Here is an 11,630-nt window from a genome sequence, read left to right on the forward strand (position 1 = left end):
GTCTAAATGAAGAGGTTTCTACTTTTCACACTATTAATAGCATATAATGCCTTGGCCCAAATAATACCACAGCAAATGGTGAGTAATATGGGGCGAGGTATCAATATCGGTAATGTATTGAGTGCACCTGTAGAAGGTAATTGGGCACCGGCAGTGACCCAACAATATTTTACGGATGTTGCATCTGCTGGTTTTACCAATGTTAGGGTGCCAATAGACTTTTTTGGTGACAGAACGAGCGGTGATACTAGCATCTACTCATCTGCAGCAGGAACATCGGCATCTTATACTGGGTCCCCTTCAGATTATGTGGTTAGTGCAACCTATTTAGACCGTGTAGAAGAGGTAATAACTTGGGGACTTAATGAAGGACTCATTGTAATTTTAGATTTTCACGGTGCTAAACTTAAAGAAGAGTTTTTAGATAGGTTCGATCAAGCCTATGCACCTACATTATATACGTATCCAGATTCTGCCAGACGTACTGCTGATAATGAAAAATTCAGAGCTATTTGGGGGCAAATTGCCAACCGATTAAAAGACTACTCGTATAATCTACTCTTCGAAATTGTAAACGAGCCCTATTTCAGGTTGTCCGAAGTAGAAATGAATACCATTAACACAGATGTTCTAAGCATTATTAGAGCTTCTGGAAGCAATAACACCTCACGAAATGTTATCATTACAGGTGGTGGTGAGAATTCTTGGGAAGCACCACTGCAAATAGATACTGCTATTTTATCGGGCGATGCATATTTAATTCCAACATTTCACTATTATTTGCCTTTTAAATTTACGAGTTCTTCTAGAGATCCCCAGGATCAGAATACTTGGGGTGACACTAGCGATAAAAGTAGTGTTGAAACCCATTTTGATAATGTGCTTGCTTGGGCAAACACAAACAACGTTCCTGTTTTTTTAGGAGAATTTGGAGCAGACAACACCTTGGGTTATAATTATTCTACGGGAGATTTAGCTTCTGTTTCATCTAATGCTACAGGATTTGCCGATGGTGGTCCTGATAATGCTTCTCGAGTTGAATATCACAGGTTTATTGCAGAAGAAGCCATAAGCAGAGGGTTTAGTTTTGCGGCTTGGGATGCTGGTCCAGAATCCAATAAAACCATTCATAAACGTACAGATGCACCGTCAACCGTAAATTATGATATTAATGATTTTACGGTAATATCTTACGATCCAAAAAACACATCGCTCAGTACGGTTATAGACAGCTCCACTTGGGTAGAAGATGTGAAAAATGCGTTGTTAGGTATTACCGGTACTTGTGAAACTTCTGGTATCATATCTAATGCCGATATTGAATGTGGTTTCGATACCGATTGGTCCTTGCTGGCACAAAACGGTGCCGTGGCTGCAATAAGCAATACCGATGTTGCCAATAGCTATAACTCTAGCACTTCATTAGAAATAGATGTTACCACCGCTGGTCCAGCATTAAATGCAGTAGTTGTAAAAAATTTGGATGTAGATGCCTCAACTTATGCCAGCAATAACTATGTGTTTTCTGGTTATGCCAAAGCTTCAAGCGGCTCGCAGAGTATGCGTATACGTTTAAGGGTCGAGGATATTGTAGGAGCTGTATCCTATCCTGGAAAAACCATTGCATTATCAACAAATTACCAAGAGTGGACGTATGAGTACACCGTACCAGCGAATACCGCTGGGTTAGAGTTTCAAATTATTTGCGGAGCTTCAACGGGTTCTTATTATTTCGATGCTTTTAAAATGGAAGAACAAACCTTGAGTGTAGCCAATGTAAATTTAAATGATGATCTTAAAGTGTATCCAAATCCTGCATCAAATGTTATGCATATAGCGTCTAAAAATCGTATACAAAATGTAGAATTATTTGATGTAACTGGAAAAAATGTTTATGCTTTTAAGGATGATAACATTATTGAAATTCAAACTGTTAACATGAAAAAAGGGTTTTACCTTTTGAAGTTGACAGACCAAAATAAAAATTGTACAACACGAAAAATTTTATTAAATTAATTGATTATTAAATAACTATTAAAACTTCACTTATTATGAAAAAAATTACATTTTTACTTTTAACTATCTTGCCTTTTATTGCCTTTGGACAGGATGTAGTATACGATTTTAATACTGATGGAAATCAGGAAGGTTTCACCCAAGGAGGTATGTCGAACCTTACAGTTGCTGGCGGTGTAATTTCGAATGACACATGGGGAGGGTCATTTCATCAATTAAGAACACCAGATGGTTTAAATTTGGTTGAAGCCAATTATACACTTTTAGGAATTCGCGTTGAAAATTCAACCGATTTTGAAACTTGGCAAGTTGTTAATTACGATGCGGGTTCTACGGCTGCTGGCCAAGGAACATTAGTAGATTTCACTATGCCTACCGTAACTGATGGTTCAGGTTTTACGGATTTTATTGTTGCCATACCTTCTAACCCTGATAATGGTGGTACTATCGATAGAGTGGGTATTAGAGCAAAAGGTACTGTTACTACGGGAACTTTAAAAATAGATAAATGGGTGATTTTCAATGCTTCTGCAGAAAATATTGTAACTAATGGCGATTTTGAATCAGGATTGTCTCCATGGACCACTAGTGGGCCAGAAGCAAGTGCCGCTCAATTAGTTACTGGAAATGGTGGCGGTAATGCTGGTAGATTAGAACTTAATGCCACCACTACAACTAACAACTTTTTAGATAATGTTATTTATGACTTTGGTTCAGTTCAACCGGCACAAACGGTATCTGTGAGTTTCGACATCAAGAGTAACAGAACAGATTTAGTGCACCAGGTATTATTCGAAACTTACCTAAGTGGAGTTAAAACTAACGAAAATACAGGAGTAGTTTCATCATTAGGTGCTGCGGATACTTGGGAAACGATATCCTTTAATAAACCAATTGCTAATGATTTTGATCAAATTGTATTTCGTTATAAACTAAGACAAAATGGAAGCGACCCTGCTGCAATTAATGGAGATTACGTGGATATAGATAACGTGGCATGTAGTATTACACCTGCTCAAACGCTTTCTACTTCTAGTAGAACTAGTTTTGATTTTATCTTATACCCTAACCCAGCAAAAGATGTTTTATATATCAAAGGATTGTCGGCTATTTCTAAAGTGTCATTATATGACATCACAGGAAAGTTGGTATTACAAAACTCTAAATTGGTAAACGATGGTTTAGATATTACGTCTTTAAAATCTGGATTATACATGGTAGAAATCACCAATATTGAGAATGCAACTGCAACTAGAAAAATTGTGGTAGAATAGTTTCAACCAAAGTTTTATAAATTATTAAAACCGTTCCGTAATTTATGGAGCGGTTTTTTTGGTTTAATCTTAAGTGGTTATGGTGCCTTCAACTATTTTGGCTACTGTGCTTCATTTTAATCAAACGTCGTTTTTATCAAAAACCACTCTAGTAGCTTAAATATCAGTTCATAACGTTTTGTCAGGAAATATCAACAGTTTATCTGTTACACTACCTTGTCTTTGACAATAATTATACTCTAAGTAATGAATTTTGAACCTTTAAGAAAGTATTAACATATAATTTTGAATCAGATAGAATTACTAGTTGCTATTGTATCTGCCCCTCTCAATCTAACATTCTTGTATTTGCTTGTGTTTTAAAAATTTGACTAATTAAAATAAAACACAAAATCATGAAAAAAATTACATTATTATGTATGTTCGTTTTGCCATTACTAGGAATGGCACAAGTAATTACTAACGGTACGTTCGATACGACCTTAGATGGATGGGTGGTACAAAATGGTGCCACAATTACCCAAACTGGAACAGAGGGAGCCGATGCTCTTGGAGCAATGCAAATTGATGCAGCCGCAGCCATAAATTCAGGCGCTAAATCAAGCCCAAATACGTCACCAGCAGTTGCAGGAGATTATTTGTTGTCTTTTAAAGTAAAAGGAACCGCAGGAGATAAAATCCAAGGAGATATTTTCCAAGGTGCATTTGCAGGCGGAGCACAATATACTATTCAAAATACAGGTGTTTGGGAAGAATACACACATATTTTCAATGGGCTAACCACAGATCCTTTAAATGTTAGGGTTATAGGGAAAACTGCCAGTGCAACCTATTTGATTGACGATGTAAGTTTTGTTAAGGTAACTACGGGTACACAGGATACGTTTATCACCAATCCAGATTTTGAAACAGGGGACTTAACTGGCTGGTCTGTTGTAGGACCAGATATTACGGCAGGAGTAGTAACCGACGCAGGAACTAACGGTACCGAAGTAGTACAAATAGACTTTGTACAAGACCAAACAAATGTTAATAATTATATTGAAAATGCAGAGTTTGATTTTGGTTCTACCGTAAACACCTCGCTGGTTTCTATTAGTTTTGATGCTTTTACTACTAATGCAAATATTAATTTTCAGGCTGCTATAAGAACCTATGATGCATCAGGTGCTTTAGTCGAAAATTTATTTACCGGACTCGAAACTATATCAGCGAACACGTGGGCGACTGTTAATCTTAGCAAACCAGTTACGCAACCGTTTAACAAAATAATTATTCGTATAAGGCTTCAAGGTGGTGGTTTAATGGGAAATAAAGTTGCCGTAGATAATGTTTCTTCTGAGTTCGATTTTTATACCTTAAGTTCAAAAAGTAAACGTTCAAACACCATTGAATTTGGCTTATATCCAAACCCTGCGAAAGACATTTTAAAAATTAAAAGTTTAAATGGTATTTCAAAATTAAGCGTTTATGATGTAACAGGTAAGCAAGTGTTGGTTGCCGACAAAGTTTATGGTGATAAAATTGATATTTCAAATTTAACAACTGGTATTTATGTGCTTCAAATTGAAGATAATGATAAAAATACCGGAACCAAGAAATTTGTAATTACTAAATAAGTATAGTGATAATTGCACCAATGCTTTTAACCTAAAGGCATTGGTGTATTTCAAATTAACAAGAATTACTCTATGATTCTAGTGGTTTTGATGCAAAAAATACTAGTCTTGAGAGCTTCATACAACTAAACGTTTTAAATCATATGACAGCTGTATTTGTTATCGTCGGTTTGCTTGTAGCTTTCAATTTGCTATTACTAAAATTTAGTTGTAATAGCAGTTCAAAAAGAAGCAGATCTACTATTTCTAAAGTAAACAGATTAAATAACGTTAGAGGTAAAACTACCCAAACTTCTAAAAGGCATCACCTAGAATATAGGAAATCATCTTAACAATCTTCAATAGTAATAGTGAATGTCTTAAGAAACATAAAGGGATTTATATATCTTATTTTAATTAGTAACTCATTACTTTATGCTCAAGAAGGTAGCGGGAAGGTTTGTATAGATGCAGAACCACTTTGTGGGTCTAGTCAATTTTCGTACGCTAACACTTCTGGTTTTAATTTAGCAGAAACAGGACCAGACTACGGCTGTGTAATCTTGCAGCTTAATCCGTCTTGGTTTTATTTGCAGATTGCTGAGGATGGTGATATTAAGTTGAAAATTGAGCAGAGTACCACAAGAGGTGGGTTTCCGGATTTAGATGTAGATTTTATTGTTTATGGACCTTTTAAAGACCCCACTTCAGCTTGCGTGTCAGATTTAACGACTGCTAAAATAATAGATTGCAGTTATACGATTAATTTTGTGGAAGAGGCAGATATTGCAAATACAAAGGCAGGTGAATACTATCTTTTATTAATTACAAACTTTTCAAGAAAACCAGGCTTCATAACTGTTACCCAAACCGCTGGTTCTGCTACAACAAATTGTGTATTGGTTGAAGATCCTATTGTTATAAACCAACAAGGCTGTCAAGGAACGCCAGAAATACTGAATGCCACGACAGTAGGAGCAACGCTTTACAAATGGTATAAAGACGATGGCACAGGATATTTTATTGATATTCCTGAAAATTCTTCTTCGATTTTGGAGGTGGCTACTTCAGGTGTATACAGAGCAGAAGTGCTAAATGCTGCGGGAGTTGTTATAGGAGTATATGAGTATCATTTAAATATACTTGAGGTTGTAAATTTATCCGTTCCCATAGAGGATATTGTAATCTGCGATTATCAAGATAATAATGATGGTATAGCTGAATTTAATCTTCAAACCAAAACAGACGACATTTTAAATGGCTATAATTCTGCCTCATTTGAAGTAACTTATTATAAGAGTAAGGAAGATGCCGTATCTGGAACCGCAACCCCATTGCCAACGTTATATACCAATACCCAACAACGAGATTCGCTTTTTGTACGCGTAGAAAATATTTTGGGTTCTTCACCTCAGTGTTTTACAGTAGGAAAATTTGATATTCAAGTAGACCTATTACCCGAAACAATATTAAGTGATACCTACATTCTATGCGTAAACACAAATGGTACGGAAGAGATTCTTACACCTCCAGTTATAGATACTCAGCTATCTGAAATGGAATACATTTTTGTATGGCGTTTCAACGGAACGTTGCTGTCTTCTGAAACTAATAGCTTCATTTTCCCCAGAGATGAAGGGGATTATGAGGTAGAATTTATTAATGTAGCTACTGGATGTAAAAATTTTGCAGCAACTTATGTTCAAATAAGCGAGCCGCCACAAATCTCTGCTCATGTAATTACCCAAGCATTTGTAGAGACCAATAGTATAGAGGTAAGTGCTGCAGCAATTGGTACTCAAGATTTCGAATACCGTTTGGACAATGGGTCATGGCAATCTTATAATATTTTTGAAAATGTGTCCATCGGCGAGCATAATATTACGGTAAAAAATTTATCGGGTTGCGGTTATTCGTCGATTAAAACATTCGTGATGGATTATCCATCATATTTTACCCCAAATGGAGATGGAACTAATGATACATGGCATGTTTTTGGATTACATAGTCAACCCGAAGCAAAGGTTACTATTTTTGATAGGTACGGGAAACTCATAAAACAATTAAGTGCAACTTCTCGAGGGTGGGACGGTAACTTTAATGGGAAATCCTTACCTGGTGATGATTATTGGTTTATAATAGAATATGTTGAACCTCTAGATAATCAACTAAAAACGTTCAAATCTCATTTTAGTTTGGTGAGATAATATTGCAGAAACATAGCAAACCATATTACTTAACTTTCTTTTGAAGCTTAGTAGTATCTGCCATACTATTAATAGTAATTTTAGGATTTTGGTATAGGTAAATAGCACTAGTGCCCGTAGCATCAATAGTAACATCCTTTACTACCTCTAAATAAGCATTGCTAGAAATATTACATTCTACTTTGCAACTATTTATAGTAAAGTTATCACCTTTAAATACGGTGTTATTATCCAGTTCTATATCTGCAGTATCACAATTGCCTTCAATTACTGCATTGGTCCTTTCATAAAGGCCTACTGAAACTTTAGGGGCGTTAATTAAAGCTTCTAGTTTGCCCGTGCCTTTCATGTTTATATGACACGTATCAGAAGTGATATTTAGTTGCGCCCTGGCTTTATCTGCACTTTCAAAACTAAAATCACCTGTTTGAATAGTTAAGCTAATTTTTGATGAACCGCTAGTCTTTAATGTAAGATTGCTTAAATTTAAAGGTGTTAATCCAATAATTTCGGTATCATCGGTAGCTTTAATATGTTTGAGGAAATCGTTGTAACTTACTTTAATATTCATACGTTTTTTAGAAGTAATTCTGTTTAGTTTTTTAAAGTAAAGTACACTGTCTTTCACCGAAAAATTTATTACTTCATGTAAGTTTTCATCAGTTTCAATTTCTACTGAAGGTATTTTGTTATAAATCAATTCGATTTCAAAATCTTCATCTAGACTTATAGTATGAAAAGAACTGATTTCAGTATTTATAATGGAAACCAATCTATTTCCTTTTATCTTTTCGGGGCTTTGTGCGAAGACGAGATTGCAGCTTACAACTAATATCAAATTATATATCCAGTATTTCATCATTTAGCGTTTTTTATAGTTATGTTTTTCTAGATTTTTTTTGTTACTATCAACCAAAGATTAGTTTTAAATTTAGTTATTTAGCAATAAAACTTTCTTTTTGAATATGCTTTTTATTGAATTCTTATTTTAATATGACAATTATCATATTATTCTCAATCATCTACCACGACCTTTGTACAAGAATACTAAAATAGTATATGCAATGAACTTACGAAAAAAAATAAATACTAGGGTATCATGCTTAATTATATTTTTTGCGCTTACAATTAATTTCTTACAAGCTCAAGACTATAATTTAAGCTTAAATGAGTCTTCTTTAAAGATTTATGGTACATCTAGTTTGCACGATTGGGAAGAGGTAGCAGAGTCTTATTCTGGGTTTATTTCTTTTAAGGATTTTGGTACGGGTGAAATAAATAAATTAAGTGTAGAAATACTAGCCGAATCCCTAAAAAGCGGAAAAAAAGCTATGGATAAAAACACTTATAAGGCTTTAAATACAGATAAGTTTAAAAAAATAATGTTTAGTGTTACAAAGATTAAAAGTGTAACTCCAACGGGAAATAATACCTATAAAGTAGAGAGTAATGGTAAGATGACAATTTCTGGGCAAACCAATGATATTACTTTAAGTTTTGTAATGCAGGTAAACCAATCTGCGGTAAAAATAGAAGGCTCTAAAACAATAAAGATGACAGATTTTGGGATTGAACCGCCAAAAGCGCTTTTCGGTACCATAACTACAGGAGATGAAATTACAATTAAATTTTCAACAAAATTCACACAACCAAATTAATAAACAATTAAAAAATCAGAAATTATGAAAACAATAATTAAAAACACCTTACTGGTATTATTTTTTGTGAGTAGTTTTAGTTTTTACGCACAAAACAGAAGCTTAGATAATTTTAGGCAGCCTGATAAAGACGGAATAAATGTTTTTGAGGCTCCTAAAGATACGGTATCAACATTTAATGGAGTAAAGGTTAGAGTAGGAGGGTCTTCAACACTGCAATTACAAGCCTTAGATCATGAAAATTCAGGAGCAGTTCCATTAAAAGAAATTGGAACTAATTTTAACCTGGCAACAGCTAATTTAGATTTAGATGTGGCTTTAGCTGATGGAGTTAGAATGCATTTAAGAACGTACTTGTCTTCTCGTCACCATCCAGAACCTTACGTAAAAGGTGGATATTTTCAAATTGATAAGTTAGATTTTATTAGCGAGGGTCTTTTAGAAGATTTTATGAAACATGCGACTCTTAAAATAGGTCATATGGAAAATAATTATGGTGATGCTCATTTTAGAAGATCAGATAACTCTCAAGCTATTTATAATCCATTTGTAGGAAACCTAATAATGGATGGCTTTACTACCGAAGTAGGTGCAGAGCTTTATTATAGATGTGATAGTGGTTTCTTAGGAATGGTTGGCTTTACAAACGGTAAGCTTAACCAAGGCGTGGATAATCCAGATACTGGAGGCGCTTCTTTCTTAGCCAAATTAGGTTACGACAAGCAATTTAATGATGATTTTAGATTTAGGCTTACAGGATCACTTTATAACACAGGAGCAGTAAGAACATCTTACTTGTACAGTGCCGATAGAGCAGGTTCTAGATATTATCTGGTTTTAGAGGATGTAGATGCGACGGCAAAAGGAAACTTCAGATCAGGTCGTTATAACCCTAATATGAGAAATGAAATTACTGCTATTATGTTTAATCCTTTCCTAAAATATAAAGGTTTAGAGTTTTTTGGAACTATTGAATCTACAAAAGGTAAGGCTAATGCTGAAACAGAAGAAAGAACGGCTAAACAGTTTGCAGGAGAATTAATTTATAGATTTGGTAATAACGAAAACTTTTACTTGGGTACACGTTATAATAAGGTAGATGCAGAAGATGCTAACGAAGGGGATATTGAAATAACTAGATTCCAATTGGGTGCTGGTTGGTTTATGACTAAAAATGTTTTAATGAAATTGGAATATGTTTCTCAAAAGCATGATGGCTATGGCACTGGCAGTATATTTAACGAAGGTAAATTTAATGGATTAATGGCAGAAGCTGTTATAAGTTTCTAAAATATAATCTATTATAATAAGCATCGGTCTTAGTATTATTCAGCTTTTAATTTATTTTATAAATTTATAACTTGTAATACTAAGACTTGCTTATTTAATCTAACGGCGATTGTAATGAAACGGGTTTTATTGTTTTTTATAATATTAATTTTTTTCGGGTTTACCTATGCAGAATATGCTAACAATACTTTCGTTCTTATTAAACCAGAAAGCAAATTAGTTATTCACGGAAAAACTAATGTCAACAAGTTTAATTGCGCATATAATGTTTTAACCCTCCAAGACCCTATTCCTGTTTATTTTGAGTTGAAAGGTAATAGGATGGTTTTTAAAAAAACTCAACTCGTTTTAAACAACTCTTGTTTTAGTTGTGGCAACAAGGTCATGAATAAGGATTTTCTCAAGTTGCTTAATTCTGAAACTTATCCTAATATTATTATTACATTAAACGAAGTTGAAAGCTACGCAGAAAACGATAATATCATACAGGCAAATGTAGATATAGAAATTGCAGGCGTGGTTAACTCATACACATTTCCAATGCAAGTAAATATGTATGATACCATGCAGATAAGTGGAATTTTAGACGTTAACATATGCGATTTCAATATGAAGCCACCAAAGAAAGCGCTAGGACTTGTTGTGGTTAATGAGATAATTCAAATTGACTTTGCGCTGCAAATAAAAAATCAGTCTTAAATAAAAACTCATTAAAAAAACCCGTTAAAATAGTTTTAACAGGTTTTTACTTGGTTGTAGTTTATTTAGTTGCTATAGTTATCGTTTATTAATACTTCCGCCAGAACTTTTGTCGGTATCCAACATTTCTGGGTTGCCGTAATATTTTACACTAGCACCGCTAGAAGCTTTCGCTATAAGCGCTTTAGACGTGTTTACAGTTAAGTTGGCACCACTAGACGCCGATACTTCAGATGATTTTGCTTTTAAGTCTCCCGCTTTTATAGTACTGCCACTGCTTGCATCTGCACTTAAGCTTAGGGCTTCCCCGGAAACCTTCAAGCTACTGCCGCTAGAGGAATCGCAAGTTAAATTATTTGCTTCCACTTTTACTTTCATGTTGCTGCCACTACTGGATTTTAATTCTAAATTATCAGCAGTAATCGTGTTGGTAGAATGTACACTACTACCACTCGTTGACGTAATGTCAGCAATAGATTTAAAGTTTACATTTACTTTTTTAGAAGAAGCTTTACCAATTTGTTCTTTGCAATGAATTTTAAGGACACCGTCTTTAATTTCGGTTAAAATAAGTTCCTGTAAATTTTCATCTGCTTCAACTGTAATACTTTCGCTGTTTCCCTGGGTTAAATATACGCTTAGTCCTTCAGAAGCTTTTATTTTTGAAAATGATTCGTTTACGGCTCTAGTTTCCATTACTACATTACCATTGCCTTTTACGCCAGTACCCCAATTCATATTGATGCAGGAGAACATAAGTAAACTTAAAATGGAGGTGACGATGATTCTGATTAATGTTGTCATGATGTTTTGTTTTTAAAGTGATTGATGATTAGTAATTTATTTATATTTCAAATATCTTTTTTATTCTATTGTTTATAAAGAATT

9 protein-coding genes are annotated in these 11,630 nt (G+C 34.3%); 7 read left to right on the plus strand and 2 right to left on the minus strand.

Translation table 11 applies throughout. The features are described from left to right. Nucleotides 1-6 precede the first annotated feature (6 nt). The 4 genes from BMY39_RS06215 to BMY39_RS06230 all read left to right on the plus strand — a co-directional run bounded on the left by BMY39_RS06215 (nt 7) and on the right by BMY39_RS06230 (nt 7,095). Nucleotides 7-2,016: a cellulase family glycosylhydrolase gene (locus BMY39_RS06215; RefSeq protein WP_092577205.1), complete on the plus strand. Its 2,010-nt coding sequence runs from the start codon at nt 7-9 to the stop codon at nt 2,014-2,016. 35 nt (nt 2,017-2,051) lie between these two features. Further along, nucleotides 2,052-3,290 (plus strand): T9SS type A sorting domain-containing protein, encoded by a 1,239-nt coding sequence (locus BMY39_RS06220; RefSeq protein WP_092577207.1) that lies wholly within the window; start codon nt 2,052-2,054, stop codon nt 3,288-3,290. A gap of 395 nt (nt 3,291-3,685) precedes the next feature. Then, entirely contained in the window at nt 3,686-4,909 is a 1,224-nt protein-coding gene (locus BMY39_RS06225; protein ID WP_092577209.1) for a T9SS type A sorting domain-containing protein, read from the plus strand. Nucleotides 4,910-5,259: 350 nt separating this feature from the next. Beyond that, nucleotides 5,260-7,095, plus strand: a complete 1,836-nt coding sequence (locus tag BMY39_RS06230) for a T9SS type B sorting domain-containing protein (RefSeq protein WP_092577211.1) — start codon at nt 5,260-5,262, stop codon at nt 7,093-7,095. Between the two features lie 25 nt (nt 7,096-7,120). On the opposite strand, the gene BMY39_RS06235 is transcribed toward BMY39_RS06230, so the two are convergent. After that, entirely contained in the window at nt 7,121-7,957 is an 837-nt protein-coding gene (locus BMY39_RS06235) for a GIN domain-containing protein (RefSeq protein ID WP_245738186.1), read from the minus strand. A 202-nt stretch (nt 7,958-8,159) separates the two neighbouring features. Between BMY39_RS06235 and BMY39_RS06240 the strand changes: the two genes are divergently transcribed. From BMY39_RS06240 to BMY39_RS15065, 3 genes are all read left to right on the plus strand, one after another. Continuing rightward, nucleotides 8,160-8,753 (plus strand): YceI family protein, encoded by a 594-nt coding sequence (locus tag BMY39_RS06240; protein ID WP_092577215.1) that lies wholly within the window; start codon nt 8,160-8,162, stop codon nt 8,751-8,753. 24 nt (nt 8,754-8,777) lie between these two features. Then, nucleotides 8,778-10,043, plus strand: a complete 1,266-nt coding sequence (locus BMY39_RS06245; RefSeq protein ID WP_092577218.1) for a hypothetical protein — start codon at nt 8,778-8,780, stop codon at nt 10,041-10,043. A 321-nt stretch (nt 10,044-10,364) separates the two neighbouring features. Continuing rightward, nucleotides 10,365-10,742 carry a YceI family protein gene (locus BMY39_RS15065; RefSeq protein WP_394333962.1) on the plus strand — a complete coding sequence of 126 codons (378 nt, stop codon included), beginning with the start codon at nt 10,365-10,367 and terminating at the stop codon, nt 10,740-10,742. A 78-nt stretch (nt 10,743-10,820) separates the two neighbouring features. Here the strand turns inward: BMY39_RS15065 and BMY39_RS06255 are convergent, their stop codons facing one another. After that, nucleotides 10,821-11,546: a head GIN domain-containing protein gene (locus tag BMY39_RS06255; RefSeq protein ID WP_092577224.1), complete on the minus strand. Its 726-nt coding sequence runs from the start codon at nt 11,544-11,546 to the stop codon at nt 10,821-10,823. Between the last annotated feature and the right edge of the window lie 84 nt (nt 11,547-11,630).

It is taken from the genome of Hyunsoonleella jejuensis, assembly GCF_900111025.1.
Classification (GTDB): Bacteria; Bacteroidota; Bacteroidia; order Flavobacteriales; family Flavobacteriaceae; genus Jejuia; species Jejuia jejuensis.

Coding starts and splice junctions, on each gene's coding strand:
- BMY39_RS06215 (WP_092577205.1), top strand. CDS start 7: ATGAAGAGGTTTCTACTTTTCACACTATTAATAGCATATAATGCCTTG.
- BMY39_RS06220 (WP_092577207.1), top strand. CDS start 2,052: ATGAAAAAAATTACATTTTTACTTTTAACTATCTTGCCTTTTATTGCC.
- BMY39_RS06225 (WP_092577209.1), top strand. CDS start 3,686: ATGAAAAAAATTACATTATTATGTATGTTCGTTTTGCCATTACTAGGA.
- BMY39_RS06235 (WP_245738186.1), bottom strand. CDS start 7,957: ATGATGAAATACTGGATATATAATTTGATATTAGTTGTAAGCTGCAAT.
- BMY39_RS06240 (WP_092577215.1), top strand. CDS start 8,160: ATGAACTTACGAAAAAAAATAAATACTAGGGTATCATGCTTAATTATA.
- BMY39_RS06245 (WP_092577218.1), top strand. CDS start 8,778: ATGAAAACAATAATTAAAAACACCTTACTGGTATTATTTTTTGTGAGT.
- BMY39_RS15065 (WP_394333962.1), top strand. CDS start 10,365: ATGGTTTTTAAAAAAACTCAACTCGTTTTAAACAACTCTTGTTTTAGT.
- BMY39_RS06255 (WP_092577224.1), bottom strand. CDS start 11,546: ATGACAACATTAATCAGAATCATCGTCACCTCCATTTTAAGTTTACTT.